Annotated in this window: 17 protein-coding genes; 10 read left to right on the plus strand and 7 right to left on the minus strand. The window is 72.0% G+C overall.

Translation table 11 applies throughout. From position 1 onward, the window contains the following. Window positions 1–525, plus strand: coding sequence for a GNAT family N-acetyltransferase (locus AB0424_RS25180; RefSeq protein WP_366308794.1), 525 nt, complete (start codon window positions 1–3; stop codon window positions 523–525). Here the strand turns inward: AB0424_RS25180 and AB0424_RS25185 are convergent. After that, window positions 522–971, minus strand: coding sequence for a GNAT family N-acetyltransferase (locus AB0424_RS25185; RefSeq protein WP_366308795.1), 450 nt, complete (start codon window positions 969–971; stop codon window positions 522–524). The genes AB0424_RS25180 and AB0424_RS25185 overlap by 4 nt on opposite strands. A gap of 123 nt (window positions 972–1,094) precedes the next feature. Between AB0424_RS25185 and AB0424_RS25190 the strand changes: the two genes are divergently transcribed. Continuing rightward, window positions 1,095–1,946 carry an NAD(P)H-binding protein gene (locus AB0424_RS25190; RefSeq protein ID WP_366308796.1) on the plus strand — a complete coding sequence of 284 codons (852 nt, stop codon included), beginning with the start codon at window positions 1,095–1,097 and terminating at the stop codon, window positions 1,944–1,946. Window positions 1,947–2,028: 82 nt separating this feature from the next. Further along, window positions 2,029–2,766: a Mut7-C RNAse domain-containing protein gene (locus tag AB0424_RS25195; protein WP_366308797.1), complete on the plus strand. Its 738-nt coding sequence runs from the start codon at window positions 2,029–2,031 to the stop codon at window positions 2,764–2,766. 35 nt (window positions 2,767–2,801) lie between these two features. Here the strand turns inward: AB0424_RS25195 and AB0424_RS25200 are convergent, their stop codons facing one another. Both AB0424_RS25200 and AB0424_RS25205 read right to left on the minus strand, forming a co-directional pair. Then, window positions 2,802–3,287, minus strand: coding sequence for a MarR family transcriptional regulator (locus AB0424_RS25200; RefSeq protein WP_366308798.1), 486 nt, complete (start codon window positions 3,285–3,287; stop codon window positions 2,802–2,804). A 32-nt stretch (window positions 3,288–3,319) separates the two neighbouring features. Next, window positions 3,320–3,880 (minus strand): TetR family transcriptional regulator, encoded by a 561-nt coding sequence (locus AB0424_RS25205; RefSeq protein WP_366308799.1) that lies wholly within the window; start codon window positions 3,878–3,880, stop codon window positions 3,320–3,322. 115 nt (window positions 3,881–3,995) lie between these two features. Here AB0424_RS25205 and AB0424_RS25210 point away from each other — a divergent pair, with 115 nt between their 5' ends. Then, window positions 3,996–5,411, plus strand: coding sequence for an FAD-dependent monooxygenase (locus AB0424_RS25210; protein WP_366308800.1), 1,416 nt, complete (start codon window positions 3,996–3,998; stop codon window positions 5,409–5,411). 17 nt (window positions 5,412–5,428) lie between these two features. On the opposite strand, the gene AB0424_RS25215 is transcribed toward AB0424_RS25210, so the two are convergent. After that, entirely contained in the window at window positions 5,429–5,911 is a 483-nt protein-coding gene (locus AB0424_RS25215) for a hypothetical protein (protein ID WP_366308801.1), read from the minus strand. A gap of 164 nt (window positions 5,912–6,075) precedes the next feature. On the opposite strand from AB0424_RS25215, the gene AB0424_RS25220 reads away from it, so the two are divergent. Next, on the plus strand, window positions 6,076–6,840 hold the full coding sequence (locus AB0424_RS25220) for an SDR family NAD(P)-dependent oxidoreductase (RefSeq protein WP_366308802.1): 765 nt from the start codon (window positions 6,076–6,078) through the stop codon (window positions 6,838–6,840). A 141-nt stretch (window positions 6,841–6,981) separates the two neighbouring features. Next, complete coding sequence (locus AB0424_RS25225) at window positions 6,982–7,851, plus strand: LAGLIDADG family homing endonuclease (RefSeq protein ID WP_366308803.1); 870 nt, start codon at window positions 6,982–6,984, stop codon at window positions 7,849–7,851. 62 nt (window positions 7,852–7,913) lie between these two features. On the opposite strand, the gene AB0424_RS25230 is transcribed toward AB0424_RS25225, so the two are convergent. Next, complete coding sequence (locus AB0424_RS25230; RefSeq protein WP_366308804.1) at window positions 7,914–9,107, minus strand: RtcB family protein; 1,194 nt, start codon at window positions 9,105–9,107, stop codon at window positions 7,914–7,916. A 174-nt stretch (window positions 9,108–9,281) separates the two neighbouring features. On the opposite strand from AB0424_RS25230, the gene AB0424_RS25235 reads away from it, so the two are divergent. The 3 genes from AB0424_RS25235 to AB0424_RS25245 all read left to right on the plus strand — a co-directional run bounded on the left by AB0424_RS25235 (window position 9,282) and on the right by AB0424_RS25245 (window position 12,527). Further along, the gene (locus AB0424_RS25235; RefSeq protein WP_366308805.1) at window positions 9,282–10,178 is read left to right on the plus strand and encodes a DUF3558 domain-containing protein; all 897 of its coding nucleotides are present in this window, start codon (window positions 9,282–9,284) and stop codon (window positions 10,176–10,178) included. Between the two features lie 132 nt (window positions 10,179–10,310). Continuing rightward, the gene (locus AB0424_RS25240) at window positions 10,311–11,045 is read left to right on the plus strand and encodes a DUF3558 domain-containing protein (protein WP_366308806.1); all 735 of its coding nucleotides are present in this window, start codon (window positions 10,311–10,313) and stop codon (window positions 11,043–11,045) included. Window positions 11,046–11,174: 129 nt separating this feature from the next. Beyond that, on the plus strand, window positions 11,175–12,527 hold the full coding sequence (locus tag AB0424_RS25245) for a DUF2637 domain-containing protein (protein WP_366308807.1): 1,353 nt from the start codon (window positions 11,175–11,177) through the stop codon (window positions 12,525–12,527). A 105-nt stretch (window positions 12,528–12,632) separates the two neighbouring features. Here AB0424_RS25245 and lysS read toward each other — a convergent pair whose 3' ends face one another. Then, window positions 12,633–14,414 (minus strand): lysine--tRNA ligase, encoded by a 1,782-nt coding sequence (gene lysS, locus AB0424_RS25250; RefSeq protein WP_366308808.1) that lies wholly within the window; start codon window positions 14,412–14,414, stop codon window positions 12,633–12,635. A 152-nt stretch (window positions 14,415–14,566) separates the two neighbouring features. On the opposite strand from lysS, the gene argS reads away from it, so the two are divergent. Continuing rightward, window positions 14,567–16,336: an arginine--tRNA ligase gene (argS, locus tag AB0424_RS25255; protein WP_366308809.1), complete on the plus strand. Its 1,770-nt coding sequence runs from the start codon at window positions 14,567–14,569 to the stop codon at window positions 16,334–16,336. A 51-nt stretch (window positions 16,337–16,387) separates the two neighbouring features. Here argS and AB0424_RS25260 read toward each other — a convergent pair whose 3' ends face one another. Further along, window positions 16,388–16,657, minus strand: a complete 270-nt coding sequence (locus AB0424_RS25260) for a DUF1876 domain-containing protein (RefSeq protein ID WP_366308818.1) — start codon at window positions 16,655–16,657, stop codon at window positions 16,388–16,390. Window positions 16,658–16,836: the final 179 nt, after the last annotated feature.

Raw genomic sequence — 16,836 nt, forward strand, 5'->3', positions numbered from 1 at the left:
ATGGACGACACCACACGCGTACGCCTGGAGCCCTGGTCCGAGGAGGACGCCGATCTTCTGCGCGCCCTCAACACGCCGGAGGCGATGCACCACCTCGGGGGTCCTGAGACCGAGGAGCAGCTGGTCCGGCGCCACCGCCGGTACGTGGACATGAGTTCCGGCGACACGGGCGCGGGGCGGATGTTCCGGATCGTGCTGCTGCCCGAGGCGGTCGTGGCCGGCAGCATCGGCTACTGGGCGCAGACCTGGGACGGGGAGCCGGTGTACGAGACGGGGTGGTCCGTCCTGCCGGGCTTCCAGGGCCGCGGCGCGGCGACGTCCGCCACGCGCGCGGTGGCGCGTCAGGCCCGGGAGGCGGGAGGCCGGCGCCATCTGCACGCGTTCCCCTCCACGGACAACGCCGCGTCGAACGCGGTCTGCCGCAAGGCGGGGTTCGAGCTGCTCGGCGAGCGTGACTTCGAGTACCCCCCGGGGCGGCCGATGCGCTGCAACGACTGGCGGCTCGACCTGGGGGACACCCCCTAGGAGGCATCCTCCGGCGCGGACAGCGGCCGGGTGAAGTGGAAGGCCACGATGTCGAAGCGCTCGCGCAGGTAGAAGCGGTGGGCTCCGGTGCGGTGGGTGCCGGAGTCCAGGTTGAGCTCGTGACAGCCGGCCGCGCGGGCGTGGGTCTCCAGGTGGGCGACGAGCGCGTGGCCGACGCCGGTCGAGCGCTCGGCGGCGGCGGTCACCAGGTCGTCGACGTAGAGCTTGCGCAGGGAGCTGGTGTTGTCGATGATCCGCCAGCCGGCCGCGCCGACGCACCGGCCGTCGTCGGCGTAGGCGGCGCTGAACCGCAGCCCCTGGGGGTGCCCGGCCTCGTACACCTCGCGGAAGAGGTCCGGGGTGAGGTGCGGGCGGAGCTCGGCAAGGACCGGAAGAAGGTCGCTCTCCAGCCGCGGGTCGCCGGGTTCGAGGTCGGTGATCTTCATGCCGGGACGGTACCCCAGGATGTGTCGGGGTTGACGGGAGTGGCACCCTCGCGGATATTTATCTGCACAACGCAGATGATGCGCGGCGCAGTCATGCTGCGCCGCCCTCCGGAAGGACACCCCATGACCGTTCTCGTCACCGGCAGCCGCGGCCGCGTCGCCTCCGCCCTCCTCGGCCTGCTCGACGCCGCGGGCATCGAGGCCAGGGCCGCCTCCAAGGACCCCGCCGGCCTCTCCCCACCCCGCGGCATGGACACCGTGCGCTGCGACCTCGCCGACCCGGCCACCTTCGACACCGCCCTGGACGGCGTCGACGCCGTCTTCCTCTACGCCGAGGCCGCGCACACCGCGGCCTTCGCCGACCGGGCCCGCGCCGCCGGCGTCCGGCACGTCGTCCTGCTCTCCTCCAGCTCCGTCCTCGCCCCCGACGCCGCCGAGAACCCGATCGCCGCCTCCCACCTCGCGGCCGAGCGCGCCCTCTCCGCCGCCGCGGCCGCCGGCGCCTTCGAGGCCACCCACCTGCGGCCCGGCGCCTTCGCCGCCAACGCCCTGCAGTGGGCGCCGGCGCTGCGGACGGGCCGGGGGCCGGCCCTGCCCCACCCCCGGACGCACGGCGACCCGATCCACGAGCGGGACGTCGCCGAGGCCGCCCTCGCGGTGCTGACCCGGCCCCGGCTGCGCGGCTCGTCGTACGTGCTGACCGGCCCCCAGTCGCTGACCTTCACGGAGCAGCTGGCGGTCGTCGCCGAGGTGACCGGCCGACCCGCGCCCCACACCGTCGTCACCCCGGAGCGGTGGAAGGAGTCGGTCGCGGACTTCCTGCCCGAGGCGTTCGCGGACGCCCTGCTCTCCTACTGGGCCGCACACGACGGCCGGCCGGTGCCCCTGACCCCTGACGTCGAGGAGCTGACCGGGCATCCGGCCCGCCCCTTCGCCGCATGGGTCGCCGACCATGCCGAGGCGTTCCGCCCCTGACCGGACCCGTCACGACGCCCCCGCGCGCTCCCCGCCGCGAATTGCCTGGCCGCGGCCCTCGCCCCGGTGCCATCCTGTCCCCGTGAACGGACCGGAGATCCAGATCAGTTTCGCCCCCGGCCTGAGGGTGTTCGTCCCCTCGGAGCGGCGCTCGGGCCGCACCGCGGTGACCACCGACGGCAGCTCCTCGCTCGGCCATGTCGTGGAGTCCCTGGGAGTGCCGCTCACCGAGGCCGGGCGCCTCCTGGTCGGCGGGCGGCCGGTCGACACCTCGTACGTCCCGGCCCAGGGCGACACCGTCGAGGTCGAGGACGTCAGCCGCCCGCAGCCGGTCCCGGGCGCCCCGCTCCGGTTCCTGCTCGACGTCCACCTGGGCACGCTGGCCCGCCGGCTGCGGCTGCTGGGCGTGGACGCGGCGTACGAGAGCGAGGACATCGGCGACCCCGCGCTCGCCACGCTCTCGGCCCGGGAGCAGCGCGTCATGCTCTCGCGGGACCGCGGCCTGCTGCGCCGCCGCGAACTCTGGGCGGGCGCCTACGTCTACAGCGACCGGCCCGACGACCAGCTCCGTGACGTCCTGGAGCGGTTCGCTCCCCCGCTCGCGCCCTGGACCCGCTGCACGGCGTGCAACGGCGAACTGACCGAGGCGGACAAGGACACGGTCCGCGAGCGCCTGGAGCACGGCACCGAGAAGACCTACGACGTGTTCGCCCAGTGCGCCGCCTGCGGCCGGGTCTACTGGCGCGGCGCCCACCACGCCCGCCTGGAGGCGATCGTCTCCGACGCGGTCCGGGAGTTCGGCGGCACGCCGACCGTCTAGGTCGCCTCTTGGACCACGCGCCACGCCCCGGCCTCTCAGTCGAGGTCGCCGCCGCGCAGCCGCTCGATCTGGGTGGCGCTCACCTCGACGGTGCGCCGCATATGGGCGATGAGCAGGCCGAGTTCGGCGTCGCTGTAGACGTCGAACATGGTGCCCCAGGTCCGGTTCAACTTCCGCCACAGGGCGCCGAGCTCCGCGGTCCGGGCGGGCACGAGCGCCACGAGCACCCGCCGCCGGTCCTCGGTGTCGCGCTCGCGCGTCACGTATCCGGAGCGCTCCAGGCGGTCGACGAGCCGGGTCGCCGAGCCCGTGGTGAGCCCGGTCAGCTCGGCGATCCGCCCGGTGGTCACCGGACCCTCCTCCAGGCTGAGCAGGTTCAGGCACTGCACGTCGGTCGGGTGGAGCCCCAGGTGGTCGGCGACGGCCTGGTTGAACAGGGCGTAGGCGGCCATGTAGCGCCGCGCCTCCCCGTACAGCTCGGTCATCAGGGCGTCGCGCCGCACGGAACTCTTCTGCGTCATGCAGGAATAGTACGGTCCGGGGGCCCGCCGGCTCAGGGGGCCTCGGCCGTCAGATAGCGCTGCACGGTCGGGCCCAGCCAGGCGACGATCTCGTCGGTGGTCATCTCCACGGCCGGCGGCAGCCGCAGGACGTAGCGGGTGAGCGCCATCCCGAGGATCTGGGACGCGACGAGCGCCGCCCGGCGCGGGGCCTCCTCCGGATCGGGGCACACGCCGCGCGTGACGGGACCGAGCTGCCGGGCGAAGACCGCCTGCATCCGGGCCGCCCCGGCCTCGTTGGTGACCCCCACCCGCAGCATCCCGGTCAGGACGTCGTCCCGCTCCCAGCGCTCCAGGAAGTGGGTGACGAGGACCGCCCCGATGTGGCGCGCCGGCAGCATCCCGAGCTCGGGCAGGTCGAGCTCGATCTCGGAGGCGGCCGCGAAGAGCCCCTCCTTGTTGCCGTAGTAGCGCATGACCATCGACGGGTCGATCCCGGCGTCGCGGGCGATCGCCCGGATGGTGGCGCGCTCGTACCCGTCGGAGGCGAAGCGCTCGCGGGCGGCCTCCAGGATGGCGGCCCGGGTGACGTCGGAGCGGCGGACGGTCGTCATACCAACGACTGTAGGCCAACAGGTGTTGACATGTCATCCGAGCCACCCCTACCGTGGTCAACGAGCGTTGGCAAACAACCGTTGGCCAACGGGCGTGGGCACCCTGGAGGCCGCCATGAGCACCACCACGGACACGGACGTACTCGTCATCGGCGCGGGCCCCACCGGCCTGCTCCTCGCCGGCGACCTCGCCGCCGCCGGCATCCGCGTCACCCTCGTCGAGCGCCGCGCGCACGACCTCGGCAACCTGACCCGGGCCTTCGGCGTCCACGCCCGCACCCTGGAGCAGCTCGACGCCCGCGGCCTCGCGGACGAGCTCCTCGCCACCGGCACGACCCTCGCCCACGCCAGGCTCTTCGGCCGCCTCGACCTCGACCTGACCCGGCTGCCCACCCGCTTCAACCACCTGCTCGTCACCCCGCAGTACGAGGTGGAGCGCCTCCTGGAGCGCCGGGCCGCGGCCGCCGGCGTCACCTTCCGCCACGACACCGAGCTGCGCGGACTGCGCCAGGACGTCGACTCCGTCACGGCCGACCTCGCCGGCCCCGACGGCCCCCTCACCCTCAGCGCCCGCCACCTGGTCGGCACCGACGGCGTCCGCAGCGCCGTCCGCTCCGCCCTCGGGCTGCCCTTCCCGGGCCGCTCGGCCATCCGCTCCATCGTCCTCGCCGACGTCCGCCTCGCCGAGGAGCCCGCCGAGTCCTTCACCGTCAGCGGTTCCGGGAGCGCCTTCGTGTTCCTCGCGCCCTTCGGCGACGGCTGGTACCGGGCGATGGGCTGGGACCGCACCCGCCAGGTCCCCGACAGCGAGCCCGTCGACCTCGACGAGCTCCGCGGCATCGCCCGCACCGCCCTCGGCACCGACCTCGGCATGCACGACGCCCGCTGGATCTCCCGCTTCCACAGCGACGAGCGCCAGGCCCCCGCCTACCGGGTCGGCCGGGTCTTCCTCGCCGGAGACGCCGCCCACGTCCACTCCCCCGCGGGCGGCCAGGGCATGAACACCGGCCTCCAGGACGCCGCCAACCTCTCCTGGAAGCTCGTCGCCGCCCTCCGCGGCGAGGCACCCGACCCCGAGGCCCTCCTCGACAGCTACCAGTCCGAGCGCCACCCCGTCGGCGCCGCGGTCCTGCGCAGCAGCGGCGCCATCGTCCGCCTCGCCATGGCCCACACCCCGCTCACCCGCGCCGCGCGCTCCCTCGCCGTCCGCCTCCTGAGCGCCGTCCGGCCCGCCGGCCTCCGGGCCATGGGCATGATCAGCGGCATCGGCATCGCGTACGCGCCGGAACCGGGCGCCGGGCGTCCCTCGGGCCGCCGCGCGCCCGACGTCCGCCTGCGCGAAGGCCGGCTCTACGAACTGCTCCGCGCCGGCGAGTTCGTCCTCATCGCCCCGGCCGGCGCACCGCCCGTGCTCCCGAAGACCGCCCCCGTCACCCCGGAGCGCCTCGTCCACGCCACCTGGACCGACCCGGCCCGCCGCGCCACGGTGCTCGTCCGCCCCGACGGCTACGTCTTCCGGGCCGACCGCTGACCGCCCGCCCCCTCACCTCAGAAGACGTACGGGTCCCCCGTGGCGAGCACCAGGACCCGGTGGCGGTCGTTCCCGGGGTTCCGGTCGGCCACCCCGTCCCGCCACGCCGTCGTGACCTCCACCGTCATCTCCTCCGGCAGACCCGCCGTCCGCAGATCGAGCGCCAGCTCCCCGAAGCCCCCCTCGGCCCGCAGCTCGCCGGTCCGGCACGACACCACCCGGTCGCTGCTCCACAGACACGCCGGCGGCAGCTCCCGACCACCCGCCATCGGCTCGGAGAAGGCCAGCCGGACCGTCGCCTGCGACAGGTCGGAAGGCCCGTGGTTCTCGCTCACCAGCCAGACCCCGACCCTCCCGTCCCAGAGGGAGACATGACCGTGATGGGACAGGTCCGCCTCGGGCCCGGCCGACGGCCCCACGGCACCGGCACTCCCGCCCACGCCCATCACCACCACGGCCGCGAGAGCGACCCCGAGCACACCCTTCCGCAATCCACGCATAGCCACAAAATACCGACGGATCATCACATCTTGTGACAACCCATCGGCCCGCGTGTCCCGGCGGCACCCACGGCCGCCCCCGCCCCGCGAAGCCGCCGCGCCCCGCTCCCACCTATCCTGACCGGGCGATCGACGTAATCGACCACCTGCGCGAGGAGCACGTCATGACCGGCCCCGGTACCCCCATCGCCGTCATCACCGGAGCGAGCAGCGGAATCGGCGCCGCCACGGCCAGGCAGCTCGCCGCCGCCGGCTACCGCGTGGTCCTCACCGCCCGCCGCAAGGACCGCATCGAGGCCCTGGCCGCCGAGATCAACGACGCCGGCCACCAGGCCGCGGCCTACGCCCTCGACGTCACCGACCGCGCCGCCGTCGACGAGTTCGCCACCGCCTTCCGCACCCTCGCCGTCCTCGTGAACAACGCCGGCGGCGCCCTCGGCGCCGACCCCGTCGCCACCGGCGACCCCGAGGACTGGCGCCGCATGTACGAGGTCAACGTCCTCGGCACCCTCCACATGACCCAGGCCCTGCTCCCCGCCCTCACCGCGAGCGGCGACGGCACGGTCGTCGTCCTCTCCTCCACCGCGGGCCACTCCACCTACGAGGGCGGCGCGGGCTACGTCGCCGCCAAGAACGGCGCCCGCGTCCTCGCCGAGACCCTCCGCCTGGAGATCGTCGGCACCCCCGTCCGCGTCATCGAGATCGCCCCCGGCATGGTCAAGACCGACGAGTTCGCCACCACCCGCTTCCGCGGCGACACCGACAAGGCCGCCAAGGTCTACGCCGGCGTCGAGGCCCCCCTCACCGCCGACGACGTCGCCGACACCATCACCTGGGCCTGCACCCGCCCCCCGCACGTCAACATCGACCTCCTCGTCGTCCGCCCCCGCGCCCAGGCTTCCAACACCAAGGTCCACCGCGAGCTCTGACACGTCCGGGTGAATCCCCCGACCACCCGCACGTCGATCGAAAGCCCGACCTACTGTCGGCGACAACTGCATACAGAACGGCCCCCGGCAGGGATTGCAGTCCCAGCCGGGGGCCTCACCAGAAGGAAGACAGGACTTCCCATGGCTGAACAGGACCCTAGCGCGCCCGCACTGTTCGACATCAGCGCGCTCACCCCCACCGCGCCCACCTTCATGAACCTCGAAGCACCCGAGTACGCCTACATGTTCGGCTTCCTCCAGGCAGATGGGCACCTGGCACAGGGCAGGGGGCGGAAGGGCAAGTTGAGCCTCGAGCTCAACGCGCGAGACTGCCACATCCTCTACGAGTTCCAGCGGCTGACCCCGTACTACAGCTCCGTCACGGAGCGGGTCCGCGCGACGAACTTCGCCGAACAGCACCACTCGGCCACATGGACGCTGTGCGCCCTCGAAGGCAGAACGGTCGTCAACGAGCTCGGCATCCCCTACGGCAAGAAGTCGCGGACCATCCGGCCACCCCGGGTCGAGTTCTCCAGGCCGGACTACCTCCGCGGCTTGATCGACGCCGACGGCTCGCTCGGCTGGACGGCCGAGGGCCTTCCGTTCCTCTCCCTCACATCGGCCAGCACGGCCGCGGCCGCATACCTGTGTCACTACGCGAAGAAGATCACGGGCGCCGAACGCATCGCCCGCCGCAACACCCGTGACCAGGTCTACGTCATCACCTACTACAAGGAGCAGGCGCAGCACCTCGCCAGGCACCTCTACTACTCCGGCTGCCTGGGCCTGGAGCACAAGAAGGCCAATGCCGCGTCGATCCAGTCCTGGGTACGCCCGGCAGGCATGAGATTCGCCCCGCCCCGCCGACGCTGGACCGCGGTGGACGACCGCGAACTGCTACGGCTCGGCGACCCCGCTGCCGCGGCCACCGCGCTCGGCCGCACCGAGCAGAGCTGCTCCACGCGCCTGTGGCGACTCCGCACCGGCCGGACATCCCTGCCCGCCCAGTAGCCCGGCACGAGACGCGGGACGGGGTGCCGCCCCGACAGCGCCCCCATCCCGTTCTCTCGGGGTCAACCCTTCACGCAGATGACCTGCTTCAGCTTCGCGACGACCTCCACCAGGTCGCGCTGCTGGTCGATGACCTTCTCGATCGGCTTGTAGGCGCCCGGGATCTCGTCGACGACACCGGAGTCCTTGCGGCACTCCACGCCCCGCGTCTGCTCCTCCAGGTCCCGCGTCGAGAAGCGCCGCTTCGCCTCGCTCCGGCTCATCCTCCGGCCGGCACCGTGCGAGGCCGAGTTGAAGGAGGCCGCGTTCCCCAGCCCCTTCACGATGTACGAGCCCGTGCCCATCGAGCCCGGGATGATCCCGAACTCCCCGGAGCCGGCCCGGATCGCGCCCTTGCGGGTGACGAGCATGTCCATGCCCTCGTACCGCTCCTCCGCCACGTAGTTGTGGTGGCAGGAGATGACCGGGTCGAAGGTCACCCGCGCCTTGCGGAACTCCCGGCGGACGACCTCCTGGAACAGGGCCATCATGATCGCGCGGTTGTACTTCGCGTACTCCTGCGCCCAGAACAGGTCGTGCCGGTAGGCCGCCATCTGCGGGGTGTCCGCGACGAAGACCGCGAGGTCGCGGTCGACGAGGCCCTGGTTGTGCGGCAGCTTCTGGGCCACTCCGATGTGGTACTCGGCCAGCTCCTTGCCGATGTTCCGGGACCCGGAGTGCAGCATGAGCCAGACGGCACCGGATGAATCAATACAGAACTCAACAAAATGGTTTCCCTGTCCGAGGGTTCCCATCTGCTGCCCCGCGCGCTCGCGGCGGAACTTCACCGCGTCCGCCACCCCGTCGAACCGTGACCAGAAGTCGTCCCAGCCTGCCGTCGGGAACTGGAAGAGCCGCTTGGGGTCGACGGCCTCGCGGTGGAGGCCCCGGCCCACCGGGATCGCCTGCTCGATCTTCGAGCGGAGCCGGGAGAGGTCGCCGGGCAGGTCGTTCTCGGTGAGGGAGGTCTTGACCGCGGACATGCCGCAGCCGATGTCGACGCCCACGGCGGCGGGGCAGACCGCGTCCTGCATGGCGATCACGGAACCCACCGTGGCGCCCTTGCCGTAGTGGACGTCGGGCATGACGGCGAGGCCCCTGATCCACGGCAGCGTCGCCACGTTGTGCAGCTGCTGCATGGCGCCGCCCTCGACGGTGGAGGGATCGGCCCACATCCGGATCGGCACCTTCGCGCCGGGTACCTCTACGTACGACATACTTCCTCGATTCCCCCGAAAAGTCTGATAACGCAAAAACCGGAGCCAAAGCCCGTACAGGTGACAGCGGACCGGCATCAACGGCTGCGTGTGCGATAGACATTGTGTCCACCGGCCGGGTTCGCGCGGCAAACAGTTTTCGGGAAAGACTTCGGGAGAAGGGAGCCTGGGACCGTGCAGCGAAAGAGGTACGCCCCCGGCCGCACCAGGCCCACGGCTCGTACCGCCGTCGTCCTCACCAGCGTCCTCGGCCTGGGCCTCGGGCTCGGACTGACCGGCTGCTCATCCGGCGCTCCGGCCGACGACATCGCCGTCGACGCGAAGGCGGGGCCGGCGGCCCCCGTCGCGCCGCCCGGCCGCTACCGCACCCTCTTCGAGCCGTGCGGCGCGATCCCGCAGGCCGCCCTCAAGGACCTGCTCCCCGGCGCGGCCGCACTGCCGGACACCGAGCGCGCCAAGGCGTACCGCGGGATCGCCGCCGTCACGTACGACACCGACCGGCGCGTGGGCTGCACCTGGCGGGCGGACGGCCCCGACACCTCCCACCGGCTCACCCTCGACATCGAGCGGGTCGTCTCGTACGACACCACCGTCAGCGACGCCGACCGCGCGCAGGAGGTGTTCACCGGCAAGCAGCTCGGCGCGGGCATCCCGCTCGCGCCCACCACCCCGCCGACGCCCACCGCCCCCGCCACCACCGCGCCCGCGACGACGAGCCCGGTGGGAACCCCGTTCTCGGCGCAGGGCAAGAACCCGGCCGCCAAGCCGACGGCGACCACGGCCGCCCCGACCCCGACCGGCTCCGGCTCCCCGGATCCGGCCTCCACCGGGCTCGAACCGCGCCTGCTCGACGGCCTCGGCGACATCGCCTTCCTCGACGACGTCCTCGGCAAGGTCGGCGCGAACGTCCACCAACGGTCCGTCAGCGTGGTGTTCCGCACATCGAACGTCATCGTGACGGTGTCCTACCGGGAGCAGTCGACGGGTTCCGGCGAGGCCCCGGACAGCCGGGAACTGCAGGAAAAGGCCCGGAATCTGGCCCGGCTGCTGGCCGATCGGCTGGAGGAGTAGCCGTCCGCATCCGCTCCGTGAGCGGACGGCGACCACGTAACGTGTCGGCGTACCCGTGACCGCCCCGTGGCCACGGCCACGGCCGTCACCCGGACCGCCGGCCGGACCGTACGACAAGCGACTGAAGGAACCATGCAGCGATCTGCCTCGCGACTCACCCGCATACTCGCCTGCGCAGCCGTCCCGGTGATGCTCGTCGCCGCCGGCTGCTCCTCGGACTCCGGCGACTCCGGGGGCTCCGGCACGCCGAAGGGGCAGGACAAGGCGTCCGCGTCGGCGACCCCCTCGCCCTCGCAGACGACGAAGGCGGTCGAGCCCGCGAGGTTCGCGAAGCTTCCGGACGTCTGCAAGTCGATCTCGGCGAGGACGACCGCCGCCCTGGTGCCCAAGGCGAAGACGAAGAACGGCACGCCCGCCGCGTCGAGCGACCTGGCCCAGCGGGGCGGCTGCTCGTGGAACGGTCTGGACGACAAGGGCGTGAAGGGTTCGCACTACCGCTGGCTGGACGTGTCCTTCTACCGGTACGAGTCGGACGCGGCGCTCGGCAGCGGGCAGGAGCGCGCGAAGGAGAACCTGGGCAAGGAGCTCGCCAAGGTCCAGCAGACGCCGGGCGCGACGAAGCTCCGCACGCTGGCGGCGCCGGGCATCGGCGACGAGGCGCAGGCCGTGGCCTACCAGGTGCGCAAGACGGACGAGGACTTCGTGTACGCGTCGATCGTGGCGCGGACCGGCAACGTGCTGGTGCTGCTGTCGTACAACGGCGCCGGTTACGCGGGTGCCGCGGCTCCCACGGACAAGGCCATCGTGGACGGCGCCGTGGCGGCGGCGAAGGAGGCCGTGGCGGCGGTCGCGGCGGCAAACAAGTAGTCACAAACCCGCGCAGGGTGTCACATTCATGCGGAGCCCGTCCCTCCCCCGGAGGGCGGGCTCCGCGCGCATGTGCCACTCTGTGCGCGCCGGATGTCGTTTGACGGGAGGGGATCGCGGGTGGCCGCGATGCAGCTGACACGCACACACCGAATACTCATCGGCCTCGTCATCGCCGGTGCGCTGGTCATCGCCGGGATCGGCTTCGCCGGCTCGTACGCCGCCGTGCGTGAGCTCGCCCTGCAAAAGGGATTCGGCGACTTCTCGTACTTCTTCCCCATCGGCATCGACGCCGGCATCTGTGTGCTGCTCGCGCTCGACCTGCTGCTGACGTGGCTGCGGATCCCGTTCCCGCTGCTGCGCCAGACGGCCTGGGTGCTGACCGCGGCGACGATCGCGTTCAACGGTGCGGCCGCCTGGCCCGACCCGCTGGGCGTCGGCATGCACGCGGTGATCCCCGTCCTGTTCGTGGTGGCCGTCGAGGCCGCCCGGCACGCGGTGGGCCGGATCGCGGACATCACGGCCGACAAGCACATGGAGGGCGTGCGCATCACGCGCTGGCTGCTCTCCCCGGTGCCGACGTTCCGGCTGTGGCGCCGGATGAAGCTCTGGGAGCTCCGCTCCTACGAGCAGGTGATCAAGCTGGAGCAGGAACGGCTGATCTACCAGGCCCGGCTCCAGGCGCGGTACGGCCGCAGCTGGCGCCGGAAGGCGCCGGTGGAGGCGCTGATGCCGCTCCGCCTGGCCCGCTACGGCGTCCCCCTGGCCGAGACGGCCCCCGCAGGACTGGCGGCGGCCGGCATCGAGCCGGCGGTGCTGCCTCCGCAGCAGCAGCCGGTGGCGCTCGTGCCGGGCCCGCAGGCGGCACTGCCGGGCGAGCTCCCGGGCCAGGGCCCCGTGCAGGGGCAGCTCACGGGGCAGTTCCCCGCGCCGGGGCAGTTCACCGCGCCGGGCCAGGTCCCGGCCCAGGGCCAGATCCCGGCCCAGCCGCAGCCGCAGTTCCCCGCCCAGGGGCAGCCGCAGGCCCCCGGGCAGCCGCAGGGCCCGGCGGACGGGCAGCAGTACCCCGGCGCTCCGGTGAACCAGGAGAGCCAGTGGTTCGCGGCGCAGACGTCCCCGGAGACGTACGAGGGCACGTACAACCCGCAGATCGTGGAGGGCCTGGAGCCCATGCCGGTCCCGGTCCCGCAGGGGCCGGAGGACGTGCCTCCGCCGGGTCCCGAGGAGTTCGTCGAGTACCCCGAGTACGTCGAGGAGGCGCAGCCTCCGGTGAACGAGTTCGAGGAGGACGTCTTCAAGCTGATGTGGTCGTACGTCCAGGACAACGACCGCTTCCCGGCCGACGCCGAGCTGGCGCAGCTGGTCGCCGCGCACTACGGCATGCAGGAGTTCCCGGCCGCGGACACCGACCTGCTGTACCGGATCATCCCCGCGACCCAGCAGCGGGTCTCGGACGCGATGGCCGAGCTCGACACCGCCTGACCCCCGTCGGCGCCGACCGCACCGCGTCGCGCCCGGCGCACGGCAGGTGAAAGGGCCGCCACCCGGATCCCCGGGTGGCGGCCCTCTCGCGTACCGTGCGCGCCCTTAGGCGGCGAGCAGCTTCCTCACCCGGTCCGCGCCCACGGCCAGGAGCAGCGTGGGCAGACGCGGTCCCGTCTCCCGGCTCACGAGGAGCTTGTAGAGCAGGGCGAAGAAGGCCCGCTGGGCGAGCTTCAGCTCGGGCGTCGGCTTGGCCTCGGCGTCGAGACCGGCCATGACCTTCGGGACGCCGTAGACGAGGGTGGTGAGCCCGTCGAGCGACCAGTGGGTGTCGAGGCCGGCCAGGAGCAGCCGGAGCGACTCGCGGCCCTCGTCGTCGAGGGAGCCGAGCAGCTCGGCGTCGGGCTCCTCGCGGACGATGGTGCGCTGGTCGGCCGGGACCTGGTTGGTGATCCAGTTCTCGGCGCGGTCGAGACGGGGACGGACCTCGTCGAGCGAGGTGACCGGGTTCTCCGGGTCGAGCTCGGTCAGGATCCGCAGGGTCTGCTCGTCGTGGCCGGCGGTGATGTCCATGACCGAGGCGAGCGTCCGGTACGGCAGCGGGCGGGGCGTGCGGGGCAGCTCGCCGGCGGCCGTGCGGGCGGCGCGGGTGTGCGCGGCGGCGTCGGCGGGCAGCACCGTGCCGTCGGCGACCTTGGCCTCCAGCTTGTCCCACTCGTCGTAGAGCCGCTGGATCTCCTGGTCGAAGGCGATCTTGAAGGACTGGTTGGGCTTGCGGCGGGCGTAGAGCCAGCGCAGCAGCGGCGCTTCCATGATCTTCAGGGCGTCGGCGGCGGTCGGCACCCCGCCGCGCGAGGAGGACATCTTGGCCATGCCGCTGATGCCGACGAAGGCGTACATCGGTCCGATGGGCTGGACGCCGTCGAAGATCTCGCGGACGATCTGGCCGCCGACGACGAAGGACGAGCCGGGCGAGGAGTGGTCGACGCCGGAGGGCTCGAACACGACGCCCTCGAAGGCCCAGCGCATCGGCCAGTCGACCTTCCAGACCAGCTTGCCGCGGTTGAACTCGCTGAGCTTGACGGTCTCGGAGAAGCCGCAGTTCGTGCAGGTGTAGGCCAGCTCGGTCGTCTCGTCGTCGTAGGACGTGACGGTCGTGAGGTCCTTGTCGCACTGCCCGCAGTACGGCTTGTACGGGAAGTAGCCGGAGGAGCCGCCGGAGCCGTCGTCCTCACCGGCCGCGCCGGAGCCCTCCTCGGCCTCAAGCTCGGCCGCGTCGACCGGCTTCTGCGACTGCTTCTTCGGGGCCTTCTTCGTCCGGTACTGGTCGAGGATGGCGTCGATGTCGGCGCGGTGCCGCATCGCGTGCAGGATCTGCTCGCGGTAGGTGCCCGCGGTGTACTGCTCGGTCTGGCTGATGGGGTCGTACTCGACGCCCAGCTCCGCGAGCGACTCGACCATCGCGGCCTTGAAGTGCTCGGCCCAGTTGGCGTGGGGCGAGCCGGCGGGGGCCGGGACGGAGGTCAGGGGCTTGCCGATGTGCTCGGCCCACGACGTGTCGATGCCCTCGATGCCGTTCGGCACCTTGCGGAAGCGGTCGTAGTCGTCCCAGGAGATCAGGTGCCTGACCTCGTGCCCGCGACGGCGGATCTCGTCGGCGACCAGGTGCGGGGTCATGACCTCGCGGAGGTTGCCGAGGTGGATCGGGCCGGACGGGGAGAGGCCGGAGGCGACGACGACCGGTTTGCCAGGCGCACGTCGCTCCGACTCGGCGATGACCTCGTCCGCGAAACGGGAGACCCAGTCGGTCTCGGTGCTGCTCTGAGCCACGGTCGGTACGTCCTTCTTCCTGAGGGGGTTCTGCCTGACAGCCCTTGCGTGAGCCATTCTCCCAGACGGAAGAGCGCACTCCGAGGTTGTCCACAGCCGGAGATCGCCCGCTTCCCCCGTTCGTCCACAGGCCGGGAAATCACGTTGCGCTCCCGTGGGACACTTGACAAGCGAATTAGACCTGACGGACTCAACAGGAACGGAAGCTCATGGCCTCGGTCCCTTCCCTCGCTTCGACCGTGCAGCAGCGCCTCGCGGACGGCCTCTCGGCAGCCCTGCCGGACGCCGCGTCCGCCGACCCGCTGCTGCGACGAAGCGACCGGGCCGACTTCCAGGCCAACGGCATCCTGGCGCTGGCCAAGCAGCTCAAGGGCAACCCGCGCGAGCTGGCGACGAAGGTCGTCGAGGCGATCCCGGCGAACGACGTGCTGAAGGAGATCGAGGTCTCCGGCCCCGGCTTCCTGAACATCACGGTGACGGACGCGGCGATCGTCGAGACGCTGGCGGCCCGTGCCGCCGACGCGCGCCTGGGCGTTCCGTTCAACGAGTCGGCCGGCACCACGGTGATCGACTACGCCCAGCCGAACGTGGCCAAGGAGATGCACGTCGGGCACCTGCGCTCCGCCGTGATCGGCGCGGCGATGGTCGAGATCCTGGAGTTCACGGGCGAGACGGTGGTCCGCCGCCACCACATCGGCGACTGGGGCACCCAGTTCGGCATGCTCATCCAGTTCCTGATCGAGCACCCGCACGAGCTGGACCACTCCTCGGAGGCCGAGGTCTCCGGCGAGGAGGCCATGTCGAACCTGAACCGGCTCTACAAGGCGTCGCGCGCCCTCTTCGACTCCGACGAGGAGTTCAAGACGCGGGCCCGGGCCCGGGTGGTCGACCTGCAGGCCGGCGACGCGGAGACCCTCGCGCTCTGGCAGCGGTTCGTCGACGAGTCGAAGATCTACTTCTACTCGGTCTTCGACAAGCTCGACATGGACATCCGGGACGGCGACGTCGTAGGCGAGTCCGGCTACAACGACATGCTGGTGGAGACCTGCCGCATCCTGGAGGAGTCGGGCGTCGCCGTCCGCTCCGAGGGTGCGCTGTGCGTCTTCTTCGACGACGTGAAGGGCCCGGACGGCAACCCGACCCCGCTGATCGTCCAGAAGTCCGACGGCGGCTTCGGGTACGCGGCGACGGACCTGTCCGCGATCCGCGACCGGGTGCAGAACCTCAAGGCGTCGTCCCTGCTGTACGTGGTGGACGCCCGCCAGTCGCTCCACTTCAAGATGGTCTTCGAGACGGCCCGCCGGGCCGGCTGGCTGAACGACGAGGTCAAGGCCGTCCAGCTGGCCTTCGGCACGGTCCTCGGCAAGGACGGCAAGCCGTTCAAGACCCGTGAGGGCGAGACGGTCCGGCTGGTGGACCTCCTCGACGAGGCGGTCGACCGGGCGACGGCCGTCGTCCGCGAGAAGGCCGAGAAGGTCGGCCTGACCGAGACGGAGATCGTCGAGAACGGCCGGTACGTCGGCATCGGCGCCGTGAAGTACGCCGACCTGTCGACGTCCGCGGCCCGGGACTACAAGTTCGACCTGGACCAGATGGTGTCGCTCAACGGCGACACGTCGGTGTACCTGCAGTACGCCTACGCCCGGATCAGGTCGATCTTCGGCAAGGCCGGCGACCGCCGTCCCGTCGCCCACCCGGAGCTGGAGCTGGCCCCGGCCGAGCGCGCGCTCGGCCTCCACCTGGACCGGTTCGCCGAGACGGTCGCCGAGGCCGCCTCGGAGTACGCCCCGCACAAGCTGACGGCGTACCTCTACCAGCTCGCCTCGCTGTACACGACGTTCTACGACCAGTGCCCGGTCATCAAGCCGGAGCCGGCGCAGGAGGTCGCGGAGAACCGCCTCTTCCTCTGCGACCTGACCGGCCGGACCCTGCACCAGGGCATGGCCCTGCTCGGCATCCGGACGCCCGAGCGCCTCTGACGGCCCGAGGCGAAGCCCCCGGCGCGGACACCCGTGCCGGGGGCTTCGTCGTCAACGGATGCTGTGCGAGGTACGGCCCGACACCTGGTCGATCTCCGTGTGGGCCTTCTGGAGCAGCTGCGAGGCCAGATCCATCAGGGCCCGCGCCCCGGCGATCTCCTCGCCCACCCGCAGCTGGTCCGGGTCCGAGGGGTGGCGGTTCGCGGTGCCGTGCGCCCGGAACTCCGTTCCGTCCGTCAGCCGGACCATCGCCGCGGCGCGCGTCCGGTCGCCCTCCTCCTTGAACTCCATCTCCACATGCCATCCGACAAGCGTGTGCATCATGAGGACCACCTCCACCGAGGTACCTGTCGGCTACCCCTCCAGGGTGCGCCGCCCCGCCCCGCCCCACCACTCGCCCACGCGCTAGGGCCTGTCGTCAAATTCCCCTCTGCCCCGCGACGCCTGGCACGCGCTCTCGCCGCACCGGGCGAAAGCGCGAGTACGCCCAGTACGAGCAC

It is taken from the genome of Streptomyces sp. NPDC051180 (genome assembly GCF_040689545.1).
Classification (GTDB): Bacteria; Actinomycetota; Actinomycetes; order Streptomycetales; family Streptomycetaceae; genus Streptomyces.

Excerpts from the sequence above, each read along its gene's own strand:
- AB0424_RS25205 (WP_366308799.1), bottom strand. The coding sequence starts at position 3,880 with ATGACGACCGTCCGCCGCTCCGACGTCACCCGGGCCGCCATCCTGGAG.
- AB0424_RS25230 (WP_366308804.1), bottom strand. The coding sequence starts at position 9,107 with ATGTCGTACGTAGAGGTACCCGGCGCGAAGGTGCCGATCCGGATGTGG.
- AB0424_RS25200 (WP_366308798.1), bottom strand. The coding sequence starts at position 3,287 with ATGACGCAGAAGAGTTCCGTGCGGCGCGACGCCCTGATGACCGAGCTG.
- AB0424_RS25220 (WP_366308802.1), top strand. The coding sequence starts at position 6,076 with ATGACCGGCCCCGGTACCCCCATCGCCGTCATCACCGGAGCGAGCAGC.
- lysS (WP_366308808.1), bottom strand. The coding sequence starts at position 14,414 with ATGGCTCACGCAAGGGCTGTCAGGCAGAACCCCCTCAGGAAGAAGGAC.
- AB0424_RS25180 (WP_366308794.1), top strand. The coding sequence starts at position 1 with ATGGACGACACCACACGCGTACGCCTGGAGCCCTGGTCCGAGGAGGAC.
- AB0424_RS25190 (WP_366308796.1), top strand. The coding sequence starts at position 1,095 with ATGACCGTTCTCGTCACCGGCAGCCGCGGCCGCGTCGCCTCCGCCCTC.
- argS (WP_366308809.1), top strand. The coding sequence starts at position 14,567 with ATGGCCTCGGTCCCTTCCCTCGCTTCGACCGTGCAGCAGCGCCTCGCG.
- AB0424_RS25225 (WP_366308803.1), top strand. The coding sequence starts at position 6,982 with ATGGCTGAACAGGACCCTAGCGCGCCCGCACTGTTCGACATCAGCGCG.
- AB0424_RS25185 (WP_366308795.1), bottom strand. The coding sequence starts at position 971 with ATGAAGATCACCGACCTCGAACCCGGCGACCCGCGGCTGGAGAGCGAC.
- AB0424_RS25240 (WP_366308806.1), top strand. The coding sequence starts at position 10,311 with ATGCAGCGATCTGCCTCGCGACTCACCCGCATACTCGCCTGCGCAGCC.
- AB0424_RS25215 (WP_366308801.1), bottom strand. The coding sequence starts at position 5,911 with ATGCGTGGATTGCGGAAGGGTGTGCTCGGGGTCGCTCTCGCGGCCGTG.
- AB0424_RS25210 (WP_366308800.1), top strand. The coding sequence starts at position 3,996 with ATGAGCACCACCACGGACACGGACGTACTCGTCATCGGCGCGGGCCCC.
- AB0424_RS25260 (WP_366308818.1), bottom strand. The coding sequence starts at position 16,657 with ATGCACACGCTTGTCGGATGGCATGTGGAGATGGAGTTCAAGGAGGAG.
- AB0424_RS25245 (WP_366308807.1), top strand. The coding sequence starts at position 11,175 with ATGCAGCTGACACGCACACACCGAATACTCATCGGCCTCGTCATCGCC.